Origin of the sequence: Nonlabens xylanidelens (assembly GCF_002934445.1) — a bacterium.
Taxonomy (GTDB): domain Bacteria; phylum Bacteroidota; class Bacteroidia; order Flavobacteriales; family Flavobacteriaceae; genus Nonlabens; species Nonlabens xylanidelens.
Map to the genome: position 1 here is coordinate 107,821 of NZ_PTJE01000001.1, position 22,478 is coordinate 130,298.

Annotated in this window: 19 protein-coding genes and 2 tRNA genes; 8 read left to right on the plus strand and 13 right to left on the minus strand. The window is 34.9% G+C overall.

Annotated features, from left to right (window positions below):
- Positions 1–12 precede the first annotated feature (12 nt).
- Positions 13–1,137: a tetratricopeptide repeat protein gene (locus tag LY01_RS00520; protein ID WP_104513865.1), complete on the minus strand. Its 1,125-nt coding sequence runs from the start codon at positions 1,135–1,137 to the stop codon at positions 13–15.
- A gap of 51 nt (positions 1,138–1,188) precedes the next feature.
- Here LY01_RS00520 and LY01_RS00525 point away from each other — a divergent pair, with 51 nt between their 5' ends.
- Complete coding sequence (locus LY01_RS00525; protein WP_104513866.1) at positions 1,189–1,695, plus strand: dihydrolipoamide dehydrogenase; 507 nt, start codon at positions 1,189–1,191, stop codon at positions 1,693–1,695.
- A 53-nt stretch (positions 1,696–1,748) separates the two neighbouring features.
- On the opposite strand, the gene LY01_RS00530 is transcribed toward LY01_RS00525, so the two are convergent.
- On the minus strand, positions 1,749–2,552 hold the full coding sequence (locus tag LY01_RS00530) for a Cof-type HAD-IIB family hydrolase (protein WP_104513867.1): 804 nt from the start codon (positions 2,550–2,552) through the stop codon (positions 1,749–1,751).
- Positions 2,553–2,833: 281 nt separating this feature from the next.
- Here LY01_RS00530 and LY01_RS00535 point away from each other — a divergent pair.
- From LY01_RS00535 to LY01_RS00545, 3 genes are all read left to right on the plus strand, one after another.
- Positions 2,834–2,907 (plus strand) — tRNA-Asp (locus tag LY01_RS00535).
- Between the two features lie 230 nt (positions 2,908–3,137).
- Positions 3,138–4,220, plus strand: coding sequence for a heparan-alpha-glucosaminide N-acetyltransferase domain-containing protein (locus LY01_RS00540; protein ID WP_104513868.1), 1,083 nt, complete (start codon positions 3,138–3,140; stop codon positions 4,218–4,220).
- A gap of 136 nt (positions 4,221–4,356) precedes the next feature.
- Positions 4,357–4,785 (plus strand): hypothetical protein, encoded by a 429-nt coding sequence (locus tag LY01_RS00545; protein WP_104513869.1) that lies wholly within the window; start codon positions 4,357–4,359, stop codon positions 4,783–4,785.
- A 187-nt stretch (positions 4,786–4,972) separates the two neighbouring features.
- Here LY01_RS00545 and LY01_RS00550 read toward each other — a convergent pair.
- Positions 4,973–5,054: transfer RNA gene (locus tag LY01_RS00550), tRNA-Leu, on the minus strand.
- A gap of 110 nt (positions 5,055–5,164) precedes the next feature.
- On the opposite strand from LY01_RS00550, the gene LY01_RS00555 reads away from it, so the two are divergent.
- Positions 5,165–6,550 carry a dipeptidase gene (locus LY01_RS00555; RefSeq protein ID WP_104513870.1) on the plus strand — a complete coding sequence of 462 codons (1,386 nt, stop codon included), beginning with the start codon at positions 5,165–5,167 and terminating at the stop codon, positions 6,548–6,550.
- An 89-nt stretch (positions 6,551–6,639) separates the two neighbouring features.
- Here LY01_RS00555 and LY01_RS00560 read toward each other — a convergent pair whose 3' ends face one another.
- Positions 6,640–8,112 carry a cell wall anchor protein gene (locus LY01_RS00560; RefSeq protein ID WP_104513871.1) on the minus strand — a complete coding sequence of 491 codons (1,473 nt, stop codon included), beginning with the start codon at positions 8,110–8,112 and terminating at the stop codon, positions 6,640–6,642.
- A 426-nt stretch (positions 8,113–8,538) separates the two neighbouring features.
- Between LY01_RS00560 and LY01_RS00565 the strand changes: the two genes are divergently transcribed.
- The 3 genes from LY01_RS00565 (at position 8,539) to LY01_RS00575 (ending at position 12,211) form a co-directional block, all read left to right on the plus strand.
- A complete protein-coding gene (locus tag LY01_RS00565; protein ID WP_104513872.1) occupies positions 8,539–8,904 on the plus strand; it encodes a BlaI/MecI/CopY family transcriptional regulator in 366 nt (121 codons plus the stop codon).
- A 2-nt stretch (positions 8,905–8,906) separates the two neighbouring features.
- Positions 8,907–11,003 (plus strand): M56 family metallopeptidase, encoded by a 2,097-nt coding sequence (locus tag LY01_RS00570; RefSeq protein WP_104513873.1) that lies wholly within the window; start codon positions 8,907–8,909, stop codon positions 11,001–11,003.
- Positions 11,004–11,110: 107 nt separating this feature from the next.
- Positions 11,111–12,211 (plus strand): DUF4407 domain-containing protein, encoded by a 1,101-nt coding sequence (locus LY01_RS00575; RefSeq protein ID WP_104513874.1) that lies wholly within the window; start codon positions 11,111–11,113, stop codon positions 12,209–12,211.
- 120 nt (positions 12,212–12,331) lie between these two features.
- On the opposite strand, the gene LY01_RS00580 is transcribed toward LY01_RS00575, so the two are convergent.
- The 9 genes from LY01_RS00580 to LY01_RS00615 form a co-directional block, all read right to left on the minus strand.
- Entirely contained in the window at positions 12,332–13,360 is a 1,029-nt protein-coding gene (locus tag LY01_RS00580; RefSeq protein ID WP_104513875.1) for an App1 family protein, read from the minus strand.
- Between the two features lie 65 nt (positions 13,361–13,425).
- Positions 13,426–13,596, minus strand: coding sequence for a hypothetical protein (locus LY01_RS15055; RefSeq protein WP_170034452.1), 171 nt, complete (start codon positions 13,594–13,596; stop codon positions 13,426–13,428).
- Between the two features lie 162 nt (positions 13,597–13,758).
- On the minus strand, positions 13,759–14,718 hold the full coding sequence (locus LY01_RS00585; protein ID WP_211289253.1) for a radical SAM protein: 960 nt from the start codon (positions 14,716–14,718) through the stop codon (positions 13,759–13,761).
- Between the two features lie 112 nt (positions 14,719–14,830).
- On the minus strand, positions 14,831–15,556 hold the full coding sequence (locus LY01_RS00590) for an ABC transporter ATP-binding protein (protein WP_104513876.1): 726 nt from the start codon (positions 15,554–15,556) through the stop codon (positions 14,831–14,833).
- A 5-nt stretch (positions 15,557–15,561) separates the two neighbouring features.
- Positions 15,562–16,329 (minus strand): ABC transporter permease, encoded by a 768-nt coding sequence (locus tag LY01_RS00595; RefSeq protein ID WP_104513877.1) that lies wholly within the window; start codon positions 16,327–16,329, stop codon positions 15,562–15,564.
- Positions 16,329–17,189, minus strand: a complete 861-nt coding sequence (locus tag LY01_RS00600) for an ABC transporter permease subunit (RefSeq protein WP_146080350.1) — start codon at positions 17,187–17,189, stop codon at positions 16,329–16,331. Before LY01_RS00600 ends, LY01_RS00595 begins: the two co-directional genes overlap by 1 nt.
- A gap of 126 nt (positions 17,190–17,315) precedes the next feature.
- Positions 17,316–18,536, minus strand: coding sequence for an ABC transporter substrate-binding protein (locus LY01_RS00605; protein ID WP_104513879.1), 1,221 nt, complete (start codon positions 18,534–18,536; stop codon positions 17,316–17,318).
- A gap of 69 nt (positions 18,537–18,605) precedes the next feature.
- Positions 18,606–21,587 (minus strand): TonB-dependent receptor, encoded by a 2,982-nt coding sequence (locus tag LY01_RS00610; RefSeq protein WP_104513880.1) that lies wholly within the window; start codon positions 21,585–21,587, stop codon positions 18,606–18,608.
- A gap of 74 nt (positions 21,588–21,661) precedes the next feature.
- Complete coding sequence (locus LY01_RS00615; RefSeq protein WP_104513881.1) at positions 21,662–22,372, minus strand: DUF2064 domain-containing protein; 711 nt, start codon at positions 22,370–22,372, stop codon at positions 21,662–21,664.
- Between the last annotated feature and the right edge of the window lie 106 nt (positions 22,373–22,478).

Below are 22,478 nucleotides of genomic sequence, written 5' to 3' on the forward strand. Positions count from 1 at the left end.
TTTACAACCTTTCTATTTTTTGGCAGCTAGAAAGATCTCTTTACGTAAATCCTTACTACGCGCCTCTACATATTCCATAAAAGAACTATTAGGATACTGACTTATAAATTCCTCATAAAACTCTAACTTCTTAGCTTTATCTGCATAGAATTGATCAGCAGCTAGAACATATTGATAACCTATAAAATCATTTTCAGGCTTCTCTTTCTTAGCTGTTCTAGTAGCATAAAATGCATTTTTATAATCTCCTTTCTTCACATAAATAGTTGCAAGTTGCAAGAATTCTTGATGCAATTCTGGTGTTTTAAAAGCAATAGAACTTTCTATACATTGCTGTGCTAGATCTAATTCACCTAGTTTTAAATAAGCTCTAGACATATTAAAATATATAAGAGAATTACCATCTTCATAAACCTCGTTATATATTTTATAATTGTCTACAGCTCTCTGCCACTGACTGTCATTAAGATAAGACCAGGCCAGATTCTTACGGTTATAATCGGTATCATACCCCAATTTAAAAAGCAACTCAAAATGCTTAATCGCCATATCATATCTTTTTGCACCTAGATAAGCTTGAGCAATAAGACTATTTAGTTTCAAATCGTTCTCATATAAAGCAAGACCCTTTTTTGCATTAAGAATAGCATTATTAAACATCCTTTTTTTAATAAGAATTTTCACTAACTCTATTCTAGCCGCTCTGTAAGAAACATTTAATGATACCGCTTTCGCGAAAGAAGACACAGCATCATCTTCCCTGCCCAAACCTACATAAGTCTTACCCATATAATAACGGTATGTAGCATTCTCAGGAAATTCAACTATTAATTTATCTAGAACATCAAAAGCAGTAGCAGGATCATTATTTCCTAAAGCAAGACGAGCGTACTCAAATCTAGGCTGTACACTTAAACTATCCTTCTTAAAACCTTCTTGATAACTAGATAGAGCGCTATGCACGTCACCTAACTGGCTGTAAGCTCTCGCAAGTTTAAAATAACTATCATCGGTAGTTTTATAAATCTCGATAGCATTCTTATAATCTCCTATCGATAGTAAGCTATCTGCAGCAGCAAGCTGTCCATGCATTTTAACAAAGATTAATAATAACAAAATAAGTAAATAGTTTTTCATGTTCTAAATTTAGGCACACTTATTGAAAACTAAAAATATAAACTACTTATTATGAAATACATCACTATTCTTTTTGCTCTCGCTATTACATTAACGTCGTGCAACAGTAACGACGATTTTATTGACACAGACACTGATACTATCGCACAGTCTTTTGAAACACGACCAGTTAACTTTACTGCTCCTGATTATGAAGTAGTGATCCAAACACCTAATAATATTGACCAGTTTGAAAACGATATGACATTAGTATATAGGCTTTTTGAAGTAGATGAAAACGCTGGAGATGTATGGGAACTATTACCACAAGTAATATATACTGACTTTGGTGAATTTCAATATAATTACGACGCTACAACTACTGATACAAGAATTTTTATTAATGCTCCAGCCTCAACAGATTTAAACCAACTAAGTACTGAACAGATTTCTAATCAAATCTTTAGAATCGTTAGAATTCCTGTCGGACTTTTTAGCTCAGAACTAGATTTAAACAACTATGACGCAGTTATGAACGCTGTAGGATTAGATACACAAGACATTATGGTTATCGAATAATAACCTAATCACTCATGAAGAAGGCAGTTCCTAATTATTAGGGCTGCCTTTTTTTATGCGTTTTGTTCTAACCAAAGAGCAACACCATCCTCTGCATGATGTACTGTAGAATATTTTGCCGCCTTTTTAACCACATCTCTTGCATTCTCTACTGCTACACCATAACCTACAGCACCTAGCATATCTTCGTCGTTGTAATTATCACCAAAAGCAACAACATTTTCCATTCCTATATCAGAAAATCTAAAATCCAACAGCTTTCTTAGAGCTACTTCTTTAGATGTTCCACTAGGCGTGATTTCGATATAAGTACTTTTAGATCTATAAAGTCGTACACTAGGACCTATTTTCTGTTCCGCTTTCGCGAAAGCGGAATCAATAGCATCTCTATCACCCATAAACATAATCTTGTGCGCACCACCTTTATCTTGGGTCTTTTCTAAATAATCCAAAGTAACAGAAACATCCTGCACAGTAGGCTGCACTCTAGTATTATGAATTTCTCTCTCAGACCATTTATCCATAGAAGGCACAAACCACTCCTCTTTTCTATAAAGAGATACATGAAGTCCGTTCTCTTGAGCTATTTCAGACAACGCTTTTATTTCATTAAAAGGAATACTCAACTCATATAACACCTCTTCTTCATGTAATACAAGGGCACCGTTATAACATATCATAGGAGATTTCACTATACCCAAAGCCTCTTGAAGGTAAACCATAGCCTGTGGCATTCTTGCCGAAATAAGGATTTTGGGCATGTCTAGTTTCTCAAGAGAAGCAATTGTTCTATCTGATAGGTATCTTTTATCATTTAATAAAGTACCATCTATGTCTGTTGCAAAAAGTTTTATCATAATTCAAAGATAATTATTTACATCATTCTTTAATATCAATACAGCGATCAATATATTTTTTTTTAGAATAATTAAATTTTTTTCTTCTTTATGGCTACATACTTTTTAAACACTGAATACAAGACAGTTAAACTAATAAAAGCCTAATTAACCTCACAAAACTATCGCTACAATTAAATTAATTTGAAATTATTTTTAAAAAAGTGTTGCCAGTTTACAAAACAGTCGTATATTTGCAACCGCTAACGCAGGAAACGAGTTAGCAACGTTCTTTAGAACACGGTCTGGTAGTTCAGCTGGTTAGAATACATGCCTGTCACGCATGGGGTCGCGGGTTCGAATCCCGTCCAGACCGCAATACTTTTTTAGTATGCAATTCAAGTTGTGTGTCCTCAGATACAATTGAGGACTTTGAAGGTAATCATAGATTACTTTTTGAGAAGCTTTTCCAAACGGAGAGGCTTTTTTGTTTTATAGAAGTTTAAGATTTTAAGCATTCTATTCAATATTTAAATCCTTTCCTTTTTCCTACAAACACTTCCAATCGAAATAATACCGTAGTTTTGTAATACCAATTAACCTCCCTTGAAAGCCAATCGTTTATTTTTCATTGATGCCGTTAGAGCCTTTGCTATCATAATGATGCTACAAGGTCACTTTGTAGATACATTACTTGCTGTAGAATACAGAGACGAGGATAATCTAGCTTTTCAAATCTGGAAATACTTTAGAGGCATTACAGCACCTACTTTTTTCACCATCTCTGGAATCATCTTTACATACTTATTGATGAAGTCAAAGAAGAATGGAACCAGCAACATCCGTATTAAAAAAGGCGCTATAAGAGGCGCGATGCTTATAGCAATAGGCTACGCATTAAGAGCTCCTGTTTTTGACTGGATACAAGGTGTGTTTAAAGATTACTTTTTAATTGTAGACGTACTACAATGTATAGGACTTTCTATACTACTTACCATACTTATATATCTAGCTACTTTTAAAAAGTCTGCAGTATTCTCACTAGTCATGATTAGTATCGGGACAACGGTATTTCTTTGCGAGCCCTTGTACAGATCTCTAGACACCTCACACCTACCATTATTTATTGCAAATTATTTTACTAAAACAAATGGCTCTGTATTCACTATCATTCCATGGTTTGGCTATATGGCATACGGCGCTTTCATTGCTACTTTATTCTACGGTTTTTTAGAAAAAAATAAATTTAAAACTATATTAGTCACAAGCTTATTAACAATAGGAACAACTCTTATATGGTATTCTTCTAAATCTTTTAATTGGATCTACCTTCAGTCCGATATAAATCTATTTGAAAAAGTCGCTTATTATAACTATCTCTTCACTAGGCTAGGTAACGTACTTATTCTATTGGGAATATTTTACTGTTTTGAAAAATATATCAAACAATCGTTGATACTTAAAATAGGTCAAAAAACACTATCCATATACGTCATACACTTTGTAATTATTTATGGAAGCCTAACAGGTGTAGGCCTACATCAAATCATAGGTAAAAACCTCAATCCATACCAGGCTGGCGCCGGTGCAATCATATTTGTTGCCACTGTTTGCGCACTATCTCTTTATAGAGTTAAGACCAACCAGTTTATCTATATACAATTAAGAAAACTGCTAGGACGTAATTAACCGACCATAAACAAGTAATCATAACGCATTTAAACTGTTAAAACAGCTTTTAAACGACTATTTGTATAATTATAAAAACAAAATTTTAGAAGTTCTATAAATATGTAAATTTGCGTACAATTAAAACAACATAACCATGAAAAAAGTATTTTTAGGAGCAGTAGCTTTAGGATTAATCTTCACAGTAAGCTGTAGAGAAGTAGAAAAAGGAATGGATGACGCAAAAGCTGGAATGGAAGAAGCTGGTGATTCTATGAAAGACGCTGCAGGAGACATGAAAGATGCTGCCGCTGACGGATTAGATTCAGTAAAAGAAGGCGTAAACGAAGCTGGAGAATCTGTAAAAGGAGCTGCAAATGACGGTATAGATGCTGTTAAAGAAGGAGCTAACAACGGAATGGAAGCAGTAAAAGAAGGTGTTAATGAAGCTGGAGAAACTGTAAAAGGAGCTGCACAAGAAGGTATGGACAAAGCTGGAAAAGCGGTAGATGATGCTGCTACTAAGGCTAAAGACGCAACTGACAAAGCTACTAACAGCTTAAAAGATAAAATGAACGGTAACTAAAAACTGGTCATTCATATTTTAAAAACCGCTTTATAGCGGTTTTTTTTATGCCCAATTTTTAAATCAAAGTAAAACACACGCTACCGATAAATTATTGAAATTCAAAACACAACAACACTAATTAAATATTTTACAAATAACTATAAATCAAAAAAAAGCTCTTCATAAATGAAGAGCTTTTCCTTTGTGCGGATGACAGGAATCGAACCTGCACGCCGTGAAGCACTAGATCCTAAGTCTAGCATGTCTACCAGTTCCATCACATCCGCTTACTGGTGTCCCTATTTGGGACGGCAAATATACACTCTTTTCGACAATTACAAATTCTTTATTAGAAAAATTTTCAACCTTTCTTATCTTTACATCAAACACAATTGAAATGAACACTAAATCATACGTTGAGAAAAACAAAGATCGTTTTATAAACGAGCTTGTAGAATTACTCAAAATCCCATCTATCAGTGCAGACCCAGCTTATAAAGATGATGTAATTAAGACTAGTGAGGTTATAAAAAACTCTCTTCTAGAAGCAGGTTGTGACAAAGTAGAAATTTGTGAGACCCCTGGTTACCCTATCGTTTATGGAGAAAAAATCATAGATCCTAACCTTCCTACGGTATTAGTCTACGGTCATTACGACGTGCAACCGCCAGATCCTATCAATCTATGGGACAGCCCACCATTTGAGCCTGTAATTAAAAAAACAGACCTACACCCAGAAGGTGCTATTTTTGCTCGTGGAGCATGCGATGATAAAGGACAAATGTACATGCACGTTAAGGCCATGGAATACATGACCGCAAATAACGACTTACCTTGTAATGTAAAATTCATGATAGAAGGTGAAGAAGAAGTAGGTAGTGAGTCACTAGGATGGTTCTTAGAACGCAATCGTGAAAAACTAGCTAACGATGTTATCCTTATATCTGATACTGGTATGATAGCAAAAGACGTACCTAGTATAACCACTGGACTTCGTGGTTTAAGTTATGTAGAAGTAGAGGTTACAGGTCCCAATCGCGATCTACACTCTGGACTTTATGGAGGTGCCGTTGCAAACCCTATCAATATTCTTTGTGATATGATCTCACAGTTACAAGATGAGGATAACCGCATCACCATTCCTGGATTCTATGACAAAGTAGAAGAATTAAGCGCCGAAGAGCGTGCTGAAATGGCTAAAGCTCCATTCTCTCAAGAAGCTTACAATAAAGCCTTAGACATCGCACAAGAACATGGTGAGAAAGGATATACCACTAATGAGCGCAACAGCATACGACCTACACTAGATGTAAACGGTATTTGGGGTGGATATACTGGTGAAGGAGCAAAAACTGTTATTGCTAGCAAAGCCTATGCAAAAATCTCTATGCGTTTAGTACCAGATCAAGACTGGCATGAAATTACTGACCTTTTCAAAAAACATTTTGAGAGCATTGCACCAGCTGGTGTAAAGGTTAAAGTAAACCCACATCACGGTGGTACTGCTTATGTAACACCTATTGACTCTTTAGGATATAAAGCAGCAAGTGCAGCATATGAAGATACATTCGGTAAAACACCTATACCACAACGTAGTGGTGGCTCTATACCAATTGTTGCCTTATTTGAGAAAGAGCTAAACTCTAAATCTATTTTAATGGGCTTTGGACTAGACAGCGATGCAATTCACTCACCTAATGAGCATTTTGGTGTATGGAACTATCTTAAAGGTATAGAAACCATACCTCATTTCTATAAACACTTTACTGAGATGAGTAAATAGATATAGTTGCTTACTGGTAAACAAAAAAATCCCATTCTATATAGAATGGGATTTTTTCATGTTACGCTTTCGCGAAAGCGATATATAATTTAATTGATTGCTAGATTTAACGCCACGGTAAATATTTGCCCAGTACCACTAAAACGCTCTACCCATACCTCAATATAATCGTTAGGCTCGAGATCAAATACACCCACAATAGGGACGGCACTAATATCGCGCACCGTTGTAGAAGGAGGCACAGAAGCAGCGTTATTTACTACTTTCCACACACCTGTAGCGTCTATTACCGTAGGTGTTGGATCTCCAGCACGTCCACGAGCTATATAAAAGATATAACGATCTCCTGGCGTACTTCCTTCAAAGGAGACACTAGAAGAAACATTAAAAAAACGTTTTTTCTTCCCTTCATAAACTACTCTATTATTACCAGAACTAGAGAACCTAAATAAATTATTAGATGTTGTTGCACCGGCTAATTTTATAGGAGTACCATTACTAACACTACCAAAAGTCGTCCCAGCACCACCACCAGCAGTAAAATTAAAATTAATATCGGCTACGGATACTTGATCTGTTTCTACAGGAAGTCCAGAACAATTAACATTCCAGTGTTTTGTAAAATTAAAACCTGTATAAGTACCAACGGTATAAGGATTTACATGCATACCAGATCCTACAAAACTTAATTGAGACAGTGTAGCATCATTATTAATAGTAGGATTTGCACTTACATCCACACCTACTTCACCAGTATCTGCCTCTATTCTACCACTACTCATTTGTAAATTATTGAACGTACCAGAAAAAGCAATAAACGTTCCTGTATTTGATGCCGTCCAGAATACATTACTCATTAAAAAGGTAGACATATTAGAAACTGCAAGACCATCTGTATTACCTACAAATTGCGAAATACTAAAAAACACAGTACCCAAAGAATCTAGAGTACCTACAGCGCTGGCACCTAAATAAATAGTATTGTTACTAACTAATAACTCTGACCCTGAACCAGTAATATCAAAAATAGGATTCCCATTACCAGAAACAGTTAAATTCCTTAAACTACCACCAGACGTTCCCTGAAAAAATGCCGCACCACTAGCGTTTATGATAACATCTTCTCCAGAATCTACACCTTCCACATACGCACCGTTTAAATTAATCGGAAAGTCAAATGTCACACTTCCATTAATTTCATATAAGAAATCTGTATTTAATAAATACTGAGAGCCAGACCCTGCGATCAACTCGTCAGATAAATCTGAAATATCTTTTACTAGTTTATAGTTTTCTCTTATTTGCGACCTGCCTATATAATTCCACTCGCCACTACGATAGTATTTAAAATCCTGTAAGTCTGTATCGTACACCATTAAACCATCTGCCGGCGCGGTTATTAATAATCTTTCGGCCGTGGTCATTCTAGGCACTAAAAGTCCTTTATCGTCAGATGAGATATCTAACATAGCACTAGGGTCTGGTAAATTAGTATTAATCCCTACCTGTGAGAAAACTATTCCGGTAGCAAATAATATGATAAATGTAATAGCTGATTTCATATAGTCGTCTTTGTGTTACAAAATTAGAGAGATAATAAAAACAACTCTTCAAATAAATTAACAGTAGTTAATATTCACCTTTATTTTAAAATAACTTTTAGAATTTTAACGTTTTTACTCATGTTTTTAACTCACTTTGTCGATTTAATACACAAATAACACGATTAAAAGCTGTTTTAATAATTCCGCTTTCGCGAAAGCGGAACTTTTTAATTCACATATGTGATCATAAATAGGTACAAGATTCTGACAAACACCCTACATCTATGGCTCCCAGACCGATTAAAAAGAAATACATTTAATAAAAAGCTAAGCCATTTTACCATACTAAAACTGCAATCAATATAAAATTAAATGCTCTACACTTGTAGAATTAAAATATTGTTCTACATTTGTAGAGTTGGATTCTAATAAATTATTGAGAAAATGAAATTATCAAAAACCGAAGAAGATCTTATGAGTCATTTATGGAAGCTAGAAAAAGCTTTTATGAAAGAACTGTTAGAAGAATATGAAGAGCCTAAACCAGCAACCACAACTATTGCTACTCTTTTAAAACGTATGACAGACAAAGGCTTTGTAGGCTATGAACTATTTGGTAAAAGCCGTCAGTATAAACCACTGGTTAAGAAAAGTGACTATTTCTCTAAACATGTAAATGGGTTGATCAAGAATTTCTTTAATGATAGCGCTTCACAATTTGCCTCGTTCTTTACTAAGGAAACCGACTTGACTAAAAACGAGTTAGAAGAACTTAGAAAAATTATCGATCAACAAATAAAAGATAAGTAGTTATGGAACATTTCTTAATCAACTCTACAGCTTGCTTGTTTACTTTATGGTTAGCTTACAAGCTTTTAATAGAAAATACTTCATGGCATACTTTTAAAAGGTTCTATTTGATAGGTGCACTTATCATATCGTTGATCATACCTTTTATAGTTGTCAAAACTGTAATTATACCTATGGAAGAAATTCCATTTGTAAATTATAGTCCTCTAGTACTAACAGAAACTATGGTAGATCAGCCTAGTTTTGAGATCAATTGGTTTTATGTATTCAGTGGTATTTACGTTATAGGTGTTGCAATTATGCTGTGGCGTTTTGGCAAGAATTTGAGCTCTTTTAGAATCCAACAAGAAGATGAGATCAGTTCTTACAAAGCTTATCAACTTATTTTGCGCAATCAACTGACTATACCGCATTCATTTCTCAAGCGCATTTTTATTTCAAAGAAAGACCATGAATCCAACAACTTACCCACGGTTATTCTAGAACATGAAAAAGCGCATTTAGATCAAAAGCACTCACTAGACATACTATTTATTGAGCTGCTTTTAATTGTCCTATGGTTCAACCCATTGTTATACATCATCAGGTATTCCATAAAGCTGAATCATGAATTCCTTGCAGACAGCGCTGTTTTAAACCAAGGAATCTCTACGGTATCCTATCAAGAGGTTTTATTAAAACATGCTACCACTAGCTACCAACAGGCGATGGCAAACACGTTTACATTTCCTATCATCAAAAAAAGATTTAATATCATGAAAACACATACATCAAATACCAGCCTAGTCCTAAGAAGTCTAGCGCTTATACCTATTCTTGCCTTACTTATTATAAGTTGTGGTAAGGAAGAAACCGAATTTCAAGAAATCGAAGAAATTGTAATCGTAGAAGACGATTCAAACAAAAAGTACATTATAGTAGATCCTAACGATCCTGAAGGTAAAATCGTCATAAACGGAGAACCTCATTACTATAAGATCAATGGTGATCAAATAGATATTTATAACTCCTTGGATGAGCTTCAAGATTTTGAAAGTCAAGGTTATGAAATAAGAAGAACAGATGAAGAGATAGAGATCATTGAAGTTCTTGAAAATGTAACTTCTAAAGACATTGAAGAATATAATTTTCAAGCAAAAAAGCATCAAAAATTTATAGAAGAAAAAGGCCACGTAGTAGTGTTTAAAGAAGACACAAAACGCATGCAACTTATTTTTAATTCTATGAATGACCAGCAAAAAGCAGAAAATGAACCATGGCCTTATTTATATTGGGATAATGATATGACTCCAGGAGATATTCCTCCACCGCCGCCGCCAGCTTCTCCGTCTGAAGATCACGGATATATAAAAGTAGATGGTAGAATTCACTATTATACCTTAAAAAATAATGAAAAGGCTTTTTATGATCGCTGGGGAAATAAGATAGATGTGAAGGATAAAACCGTAGAATATCTAGATCAAAAAGATTTACCGCCGCCACCGCCACCTGCAAATCCTATGGATTATATAAAAAACTCTGGTGATAATATGAACTATTACATTAATAACATAAAAGTTACCAAAGAGAAGGCAAAAGAATTCATAGAAAAAAACGGAAACAAAGGAGTACAGATCATGCCAGTCAATGGAGTGAATTCTTTGAAAATGTATTTTAATGAAAATCACCCAGATTATGATTTTAAAAGTACCAGTAACGATACTATAACATGGGTAAAAGATTTTGATAAAGGATATAGTGCTCAACAAAAAGCGCAAGAAGTAAATGAATGGGTTAAAAGCATATATAAGAAAGATAAAAAAGCAGTCAAAGGTAGCACATGGGAAGATGTAGAAAAACATTTAAAAGAAGGGTCTTCAAAAAGTGAAACCGCCCAAACATTAATAGGTGACCCTGTTGATATTATAAACATTCATAAAGATAAATACGATTATTATGTGGATGGTAGAATAAAGAGTCATGAAGACGCACTATTTATCATTTTAAAAAATGACAACTGGAAAATTTATCTAGACAAAATTAGTGATAAAGAAGTCATAATGATTTATACTTATGATGCAGCTATGGGACCAAAAGATATTTTTACGAGGGGTTGCTAGTAGATTTAAAAAGTAATTAATAATTAATAGTTAAGATTTAATATTAACTGTAACAATCCACAATTTCAAGCGTTTATAAAAGACAACCCTTTTATAAACGTTTTTTTATGCAATCTTTTTTCATCTTTTGCAGCGGTGCTGATGCTGAGTTACTTGATCAGTGCAGCGCAGGCGAGCGTAATAAGTATGCCGGTATAGGCGCAACGGTTTTCTTTACCGCACTTATGGCATTTTTTGCAGCCAGTTATGCGCTATTTACCGTTTTTGATAGTTACTGGATAGCCGGTGCTTTTGGATTGGTTTGGGGTTTATTGATCTTTAATCTGGATCGTTACATTGTTTCTACACTTAAGAAAAGTGATCGCAAAATCAATGAATTATGGCAGGCGGCACCTCGTATTGTTTTAGCACTTATTATTGCTGTTGTGATTTCAAAACCTCTTGAATTAAAAATATTTGAGAAAGAAATCGATCAGGTTCTTCTGGAAGAGAAAAACGCGATGACCTTAAATAATCAAGAGCAAGTTGCTAGTTTATTTGCTGTTGAGGAGTCCGCTTTCGCGAAAGCGATACAAGAATTAAAATCTGAAATCACCACAAAAGAAGCCGAAGTAGAAGCCTTATACTCCACGTATATTACAGAAGCCGAAGGAACATCTGGAACTAACAAACTAGGAAAAGGACCGGTTTACAAGGAGAAACGAGAAAAGCATGATGCTGCTATGGCAGAACTTAAAGAACTAAAAGCTTCAAATGCCGATAAAATAGCGGCCATAGAATTACAACTAGCCGACTTAAACACTAAAGAAACGGTACAACTAGCCGCATCACAACCGATCATAGAAAACGTAGACGGACTCATGGCGCGTATTGAAGCCTTAAATAAATTGCCTTTTATCACATCATTTTTTATCTTCTTACTGTTTCTAGCCATAGAAACATCTCCTATCATTGCCAAATTATTATCCCCTAGAGGTGAGTATGATTACAAATATGCAGAGCGAGAAGATCTCGTTATATCATGGGTAACACAACAAAAGCAACAGCAAACCGTACTTACACAAACTGATAAAGAATTAAATAACCGAGTCTATAAAGACATCGCAGACGAGGACGAACTCTATACCTACAAAAAGAAAATAGCAAGAGAACTCATGCAAAAACAAGCCGATGCTTTCTATAAAAAACAGAATGGAATTTTAGGGTAAAAGATTGGAGATTAACGATATCTGATTTTTGATTTGTCATTCCGCTGCAGAGCAGAATCGCTATAAATAAATCTCGATTCCTGAATCTAATTTCTTGAATCTTCTTTAGAATTCAGCTTCTTACACAATCCATCCATTCTCACGAGCGTGAGTAACGGCTTCTTTAGATTCTTTTACTAATAACATAGGACATATGGTAAAACCGTCGGCAATGGATTTTACTCTCAACATTTTCTTTTTGTGATCTACAGACCTTAAATAAATAGCCATTATACGATCAGGAAATTGTTGTGCGACGTCTTTATAATAATCTGCATCGTGCTCTCCACTATCACCTATAAGAATAAACTTCATATGTGGATAGTGTTTTAAGATATTGATAAGTTCGTGCTCTTTATGAGGTCGTTTTAATTTGGGCGTTCTATCCCATGGAGTCGGAAAATCTCGCAATAAAATAGGTCCTTTAGGAAACCCATGAAAGTCAAGAAATTTCTCTAGGTATTTGTATAAATTCCATGGACTATTACTCAAATAGAACATTGGGTTTTGATCGTTACTTGACGAGCCTCTATGTAATAATTGATAAAAACTAGCAGCACCTTTTAAGGGTAAACGACGGTCATAATTCTTAAAAAAGGTATTAAAAGCCACTCGCATTTTAAGAAAACTAGTCACACCAGTATGCATTATAGTGTCGTCTATATCACTTATAACTCCATAAGCCGCAGTTTCTAGAGGTATTAATGACTCTCCAGAGAATTTATTTATTTTGAGACGTTTTTGTCGTTTCGCTTTCGCAAAAGCGGAATTATCTTCATCAAAACTAACCGTAAAGGATAAGTATCCTTCTTTATCTGTTAATGCATCAAGGTCTATATCAGTTTTAATATTGAAGAGAAAATAGCCTTCGTGGTCTGCTTTTACTTCAAAAAACTTACCGTTAGGCAAAGTTAATTTTACCTGAGCATTTCTTATCTCATCTGTAGCAAAAGTACGCCAGGTATTACGCAGCGTCTGATACAAGGTCTGTTGTTCATAATGTTTTAATGGCTGGTCTTCTAGCGCGCGACCACGTATATACAAATGGTTTGCACCACTATACGTACGATAAATGTCGAGAATCCAAGGATCACGTTTAAAAATTGCCATGTTGTGAAAATAATCGTTTTATACCAACTGTCTTATAGAATGCTGGTTAATAAAAGTTTAAAAGCTTATTTATTACTTCTTAATTGCCTTAATGCATACCAGATAGCCATTAAGAATAAAAAGCCGAACCAGATAAAACTTCGGTTTTGTTCACCGTCGGCGATTTTATAACCTAAGATGCACAAACTTATGACACACATGACGATAAGTAATTTGTAAAACCAGTCTGGAATCATATTTTGATTTTAAGAGAAATGACAAAATTAAGAAATAAAGCCTAGTAAGGAAAACTAGCTTATCTTATTACTTATGATAAATAGCACTCTATATGAAACTTTAAAAGCAAGGTAATAGCATATCTAACACCTTGCTTTTAAAGTTTTTATTACATTATTGTGTTATTCAACAACGTCTGCCATGACGCCATCTTTATTGAAGATTTTATCTTTATTACATTTTAAGAAATGATCACAGTATAGACAGATATTTTTAAGTTCTTCATTCTTAATTTTTGCATCTGCTTCAGAGACACCTAGTTTTAATCCCATTTTAAGTGGGTCACCTTCATTAAGCATTTTAAAAACAAAGTTCTTACTTGCTCTATCCAGTACCTCACTCACCTTTTGTTTACGTGCGTCTCCCATAGGGAAATGTGTACCTGGACAACATGGATTAATGCGCCATAACTGTATGCTTATCTCGTTAGGTATATCTTCATGACCACCTAAGAAGTTTCTTGCACCACTTAAAATGGTACAAAAGTTATGCTCAGGATCCTTCATCCATATATCGTGCTTCATCGCTTTACCTCTGGCCCAGTTACCACCTAACCACATTTCTTCACTAGCACCCCAATAACCCCAACTTAAAGGATTTTCGGCTAGATAATGACCACCTTCTATAAGCGGATCTTTTTCTGTACCGACCACACCACAAGTATCAAAAATATCTGCTAGCTCCATTAATCTACCACCAGCTTTTTTATGGTATCTATCTATAGATGCGATGTCAAATCTAGAAACACCCTTATCTATAAGGACTTGTAACTTTGCAGGATTTAATAAATCACCGTTAGTCTGGATCATTACTTGGGTCTTACCTTTATACTTGTCTTGGATTTTATCAAGAATAGCATGTAGCAGTTTAATATCGGCTAGAGGCTCACCACCACTTAAGATAATACGCTCTATATGGTCTGGCATATTATCGATTATCGCCATACAGTCTTCTTGAGATATACGTTTCCCAAATGGACTTGAATCATTATAACAGTGGTCACAATCGTCATTACACAGCTGTGTAAACACCCAGTATAAGGACTGTAAATGGTTAAAATCTTTTTTAATTTCTGTCATCATTTTATCTTTTTATAGACTGTTGCTAGCAATCCATTTTCCTCATGTCGAGGTACTCTATCTATAAGAAAGAAGTGCCACGGTCTTTCTTTATTTTAATTGTTTTAAATCGCTATTAATTAAACTGTTTCCAGAAAGCAGCCTCTTGTTGTGCACCGCTATCTACGTCATCATAAAAATCTTGCTTAGATTCATATCTTTTAAAATGACCTAATTCTATTTTACCTATATGATCTCCCATAGTCAGTGCTTCTTTTAAATCATGAGTAATGAATATAGAAGTAAGCTTCATTTTCTTAGAGAGCTTTTTAAATAGTTCTTGCATTTGCACACGAGTCTCAGCATCTAGCGCTCCAAATGGCTCGTCTAACAGCAATACTTTGGGCTCAATGATTAATGCTCTTGCAAATGACACACGCTGTCTCTGTCCACCAGAAAGCTGGTGAGGCATTTTCTCTGCATGTTCTTCTAGACCTATTTCTGCAAGCATGTGCTCCACCTTAGTTTTAATCACATCTGGTGATTGCTTACGTATCTTTAAACCAAATGCTATGTTCTCTGAAACATTAAGGTGAGGAAATAGCAAGGGTTCTTGGTATAGATAAACTATGTTTCTTTTATTAGGTGGCGTGTCGTTCATCCGCTTTCGCGAAAGCGAAATAGTACCATCATCTTCTTTTTCTAATCCAGCTAATATTTTTAATAAAGTCGTTTTACCACTACCTGATTTTCCTAAAACACTGAGCACCTCATGTTCTTGCAGCATAAAACTAACGTTGTGTAAAACGGTCTCACTGCCGAAGCTTTTGGTAATATTATCTATGTGTAAAAGTGGTTCCAATGGTCTTAAATTACGGTTTCTGTGGCAAATATGTATCTCTTATTGATCCATATAAGAATCATGGGTGGTAGTATTAATAAACAACTCGCTAGTGCTGCATAAAATATATTTGCCTCATTTACAAAGCTGAAAACGCGCACCGTTAAGGTTTGCACGCTTCCTACTCCTATTAAGTTAGTGAGCCCAAATTCAAACCACGATACTAGAAATGTTTGAAAAAAACATAGTAACAATGCGTTTTTTGAAATGGGTAATAAAACATTTTTAAACGTTTGCCAGCTACTGCTGCCTAATGTTTTAGATAGCTCTTCTATCGCTCTAGTTTTATGATTCCAGAAGTTATTGAGAATAATAACTCCAAAGGGATATGCTATAAAAAACTGCGCTAGCAACACACCACTCACGTTACCTGATATACCAGCATATATAAAAAAGAAATGTAGTGTCGCTGCCAGTATAACTGGCGATAACACATAAGGAATGTATGCCAGCAGCATTAATTTATTGCGGTATTTACTCAATGCGATATGTTTACTCGTTATAAAAGCAAGCGCAGTAGTTACCGTTGCCACTAGAATAGAAATACCTAGAGACAAGAAAAATGTTTGCAATAGTTTACTATCTGACTTTTGTAAAAACTCCCAGTTTTCTAGGGACAGTGATTGCGGTAACAATTCTGGATACGGCCAGTTGCGTCCTAGACTAAGTAATAGCAGGAATGCGATCGGGAAAAAGATCGATAGAATAAATAATATTTGGAGGGCTTTCTTCATCAGTTTTTTTCTGGATTAAAGAATGCTGGTCTCGTTTTATAAACTACCGCTATTAAGGTTGCTATTAAAAGTATATAAATAACTGACACCGCATATGCCTGTGGTATGTCTGCCAGATTAAATTTTTGAAGTTTTTGAATTATAAAAACCGATAGCATAGATGGATCTTGTCTACCTAACAATAGCGGTATTTCATAAGTTCCCATCACAAATATGAGAAACAACATAATTGTAAAAGCACTCTTTTTTAATAAGATAGGTACTATTATTCTGGTAGTGATTTGATTTTTCTTTGCTCCTAAGGTTTGAGCAAGTGCTTTAAGTTCTGGAATGCGCTCGTTTTGATATAAATTAGAATATAAAATGATAAAAAACGGCGTGATCAGTAGGCACAAGCTGAATATAATTGCAACTCCATAAGCATCATTAGTCCAGTCTGGAAACTGACTTAGGTCATCTATCCATCCTAAATTAAAAATGACACGACTTATAAAACCACTTTTAGAAAGCAACTGAAAGCTAAAAAATGCCATTACAATAGCAGGAAATGCTAGTGGCAAATAGGTCACATAAGACAGCAGTCCTTTATATAAATTCTTAGTCCACGAGATTACTATCCATAAAGAAAAGAACAACGAAGTAGTCATTACTACTGCAGCTATAAAAAGACTGAAACCTAAGGACTTCCAGAACTCTGTAGCTAGTAGTGTTTTCTCCCAATACTCTGTTGTAAAACCTTCACTTAAAATACCTGTAAGCCCAAAACTATACAACAAAGCATATCCAAACCCTAAGAGAACAGGCACTGCTGCAAATAGGATAAAAATAGTAATGGAGATATGTTTTGACTTAAATTTCAATATTTTATGTTGCGTTATTATTGTTTAATATGATAAATAAAAAATGCTATTAATTTTGAACAAGAATAAATGAACTGGTAAATAATATACACCTATTTAACTTATTCTTAAATTGTATTCTTCTATCTAACTATTTATAATTTCTGTTCTAAAATCTTCGGCTAGTCTTATCATGTACTCAGGTGCTAACTCTTGAAGTGCTTTTTCTTGAATATCTTTTCTGTTAGGAGCTTGTTTTCTAGAAGGTATGTTTTGAAATTTCTCTTGGAATTCTTGTGATAATCTATCCAATTTTAAAACCGTACCGTCACCCCACACATCTGGATTTTGCTTTTCTAATTGTGCCTCTGGCGAGATCATAAAATTAATCATGACCATAGCCGCAGCTTTATCTACTGCGTCACTTGCTATACCTAAATAATGACTATTCTGTATGGTACCGAATTCTGGTACATAAGCTCTAGAAGATGCTGCAAAAACACCTTCATTAATTTTGTTATCTACCTCAGCATCATTATTACTCATGGTAAACAGCAACTCTCCACTAGCAAACAGCTGGTGCATTTGCGCCACGTTTTGTGGGAATGCCTCGCCATTTTTCCATAGATAAGGCTGTAATTCTTTAACATAACTCCATAATTGAGCGCTGTACTTATTATACTTTTCTTCATTAAAATCTCCTGCTAGTGCATCTTTACCACCAGCGATATCGATTAATAAAGCCTTTAAAAAGGTTAATCCTGTAAAGTGATTATCAAAGGTGAATTTACCTGGGTTTGCTTTTACAAAATCAAGTAAATCCTCACGTGATTGAGGTAAATCAGTCACGTTATCACTGTTGTAAATAAGAGTCATTTGCACATTTCCCCAAGGTGTTTCCATGCCATTAATAGGTTCTTGAAAATCTGTTCCTATAAATGGGTTATCTAGATCTATGTATTGCGCATTAGGTAATTGATCTACAAATGGACCGTATAAACCTTTAACCTGTCTTAACTGGTAGAATGTCTCTCCATTAATCCACATCATGTCTATGTTACTCTTTTTACCAGCTTGTTTTTCTGTCATGATCAGTTGCACAACTGCATTTCCCTGACCGTTAGATAATTCTACATCTATATTATGACGTTCTTTCATCGCTGGTGCGACATAGTTTTTCATGTAAGAATTAATCTTAGGGTCACCGCTCCACATCATCATGTTTACAGTTTTACCATGCGCTTCTTTTTCTATTTCTTCCCAGCTAGCACTAGTTAGATCTATAGAATTTTCTTCCTTTTCCTTACCACCACAAGCGGTTATTAAAACCGCTGTGATTAGGATAAGGTAAATATGTACTTTTTTCATAGATTCTTTACATCTTATATTAAGCTTGATAAAAGTTCCGCTTTCGCGAAAGCGGAACTTTTCAATTTTCTAAAACAAATATCTAACACCAAATTGAAACTGTCTAGGTGGACCTGCGTTGCGCTGGACAAAACGGCCACTAGAAGCAGGACCTGCCTGAATTTGATTAGACTGTGTTGCGTTGTTACTATAACCACTCAAATTCTCTACGTTAAAAACATTAAAGACATCTGCTCTTAGTTCTAGTTTTTTATCGCCTTTAAGTTTAAACTGGTGTTGTACACCTAGATCAAAGTTAACGGACCATGGAAGACGGTCGTTATTACGAGCCTCTCCCGGAGAACGATCACTATTACCCTGGTATGCATCTCCAAAACCACTACCGTCACCATTTAAATCTGTTGTTCCATATAACAAAGCATCTGGAATGCGGTTAATAGGCTGTCCACTTTGCAGGATGTTTGCAAGTGTTATGGTCGTTCCTTCTAGTGGATAATAATTAAAAATACTGTTTATGTTATGTCTTCTATCATTGATAGATGCTCCATATTCATCTCCATAGTTATTACCATCTTGTGCACGGAAGTTAATATCTTCTGTATCGTTTTTTAAACTAGCTAGTGTATAGTTAACACGGTAAGAATAGTTGTCCTCTCCACGAGATTTCTGTAAATTAAAACTAGCAGCATAATAGCGAGATTTACCACCATTTTCTGTAATAACAACACTTCTAGCAACACCAGTTCTAGTCTGCCCGTCTATTACGGCACTGTTATTAGAAATAGGAATAGGTCGTGTAGCATCAGCCTCTGCTTGTGTTCTTACTACTACGTTATCAGGATCCACCGTATACTCTGCAGCGGCATTTAAGTTTCTTAATCTTAAAAGATCTTCACCTCTATTATGAATAAGGTCTACAAAGAACAGTTTATCTTCTTCTACCTGTACTTGATATCCTATAGCAAACTGGTGTGAGTATGGATTATCATATCCATTAGGATTAAGTATACGTCTCTCATTTGAGAAAACACCTTCACGTTGATCTTGTAAAGATGCTGCAGTAGGTCCATTAAGGTAAGATACTCCTGCTACGTTTGCAGTAAGGTTACCATCAAAGGTTACTCTATCAATGTTAGTGTCTGAAGGAAGTATTCCTAAATCTACAAATTCCTGAATTTGCGCTTGATAATCTTCACTAGTTGTGTTTTGTTGTAAAGCATCACTATATACTGCATATGGTATTTTACCATAAGAAACAGCATATCCACCACGTAGACTACTTTTCTCTGTCAGTTTATAGTTTAAATTTAATCGAGGTGCAAAGTTGTTTTTATCACCTTCGTCACTACCACCTTTAGAAAGGTTATCATAATCATAACGCAAACCTAGTGTCACGTTTAAACGATCTGAAACTGACCAAAGATCTTCTGCATAAACAGAATAAATAGACTGGTCGGTACCGTATTGTGCTGGTCTTAATTCTACACCATAGTTAGTCACTTCTACGTCAGATGGTAGGTCGTTAATATTAAGAGCGCCACCTAGATTTCTTGCTCTTAATGCATCTAATTGAGCTTGAGTTAAATCTACCGTATAATTACCTGATGGATTACCACCACCTAATAATTCATGATCACCACGTATGTAGTTTAATCCTGCTTTAAGAGAGTGGTTATCTAAGTAGTATTTAAATTTCTGTTGAAATTGCACTGTGTTTTCTAAAGCGTCAAAAATATAACCTGGGTTACCAATAATAGCTATGGTTTCATCTGCTGGATTTCTTACCGTTACTTGAGGACTACCAAAGTTATTTGCTTGAGAATAATTCCATCTAAAACGAGAGTACTGAATGTTAGATTCGGCAAATACATCTCCTATATTATAACTGTTCTTTAAAGCGATGTTGATAGAGTTTCTTTCTTGCGTATCTCCTGCACTAGGAAATAACGCACCGCCATCTAGTCCACCACCCTGACGTTCTATATCCACAAAACCTACATTTGCTCTCAATGAACTACGGAAACTATCTGACCATTTATGATCAATTTTTGCAGATAGATAATTAAAGGTATTTGTTCCTTCAACAGTTTCTGCCACTCCTAATTGTGGAGACGTTAATAAATTATCTTTTACATCTGTAGTATGTTCTATGTTCAAATAATAAAAGGTTTTATCTTTTACTAAAGCACCACCTACTCCTACACCTGCTTGATATCTAGCAAATCCATCTTTAACCTGATTACCAGATAAATCTCTTTGTGCAAACTGACTAGTACCATCTATACTAGGACCTGGTCGTGTGATAAAAAAGGCTTCTCCTGTTAATTTATTGGTACCTGACTTTGTAGTAACGTCTATAACACCATTTTCTGTTAGACCTTGCTCTGCACTATAATTATTAGTAAAAACAGTAATGTCATTTACAAAACCAGAAGGAATCGCAAATCTCTGCCCTCCTAAAAATCGTTCATTATTATCCATACCATCAATAGTATATGATGTGAATAATGGGTTTGCTCCATTTACACTTACATTAGGCGCTTCTGGAAAGAAACCTGTTGCTTGTGTAACGTTAGGTAGACGGTATAGAACTCTAGTGATATCACGACCTTCTACAGGTATTTCTTGAATTTCGGCAGCTTCTAGTTCAAAGGAAACCTCAGCATCACGACGGTTAATACGGTTACTAGTCTGCGAGTTAATAACAACAGTATCTAATGTATTATCATCGTTTTTTGAGAGAATACTTAATACAACAGATGGGTTCTCATTAGAACGTATGTTAATAACAGAACTTTCTGCAGATTCATACTGGTCGTTACCTTCAAATTTTACCACATAACCATTGATGGTAGGTAAAGATTTAAAAGTTATTTTTCCTGAAGCATCAGTAGTTTGCTCCATTGAAATATTTCTAGAGCTATTAATTAAAGTAACCTTAATTTCAGGTAAACCTTGAAAAGTGGAGAAATCAGTTACGGTAACTGTTAGATCTTGAGAGAATGCGGTAATGCACATAAGTAGCATTACCCAAAAGGATAATTGTTTCATTTAATAAAAGTAAAGTGATAAAAATGCACGCAAATTTATTTTCTAAATCACGCGCTTATAAATACATATAGACATTAACAACAAGGAGATCCCTTGTTATAATAAACATCAGCATCCTTAATTAAGTAAAGGACACTACTATTAGACGCTATACTTTTATCGCTCTCAACTAATAATAAAATGAGTTGAAGTATTATTTCATTTAAAGATAATGAGTAATCTAAAATCGCCCTTAAATCTACACTTGCATCTAGATCTATTAACTTATCTAGCATTTTATATAAAACTAGACCGTTACTAAAACTATCTGTAAGAGAACATGTTAATCGAGACGTTTTCCAAGGTAACTTAGAAAAGCTAGATTCTTTATTTTCTTTATTTTCTACCTTTAAAAAAGTAGCTTTATTAATTCCTAGAAGATAAAAACCACCATCTTGGGAAGGACCTATTGTAGCAACCCCTTGTTCTAGGTTACCAATAGCCTGTTTAAAATGTGATAATTTTAAATGCGGCGTGTCATTACCTATGGCTATTACATTATCATATCCTTGCTCAAAAACTGCCTGAATAGAATTACTTAGCCTAGAACCAAAATCAAATCCCTTTTGTTGCTTTTCTGTATGTACAAAATATGGTAAACCAGTTTTACTCGCTAGAGCAACCGTTTGATCTGTAAGTGTATCAAAAAGCACATCACCGCCTTTAATACCTTTACGCCACGCATCTTTCTTACCAGAAGCGGCAAAGACTAGAATAGCAGTATGAGAAGATTTCTTAAAAATCAATTTTTAATTTTAACCGTTACATTTTTATCATTCAAAATAAGCTCGCATTCATGGAATAGAAACTACGGCATTACATACGTAAAACTTCCCTCTTCAGGTTTTACAA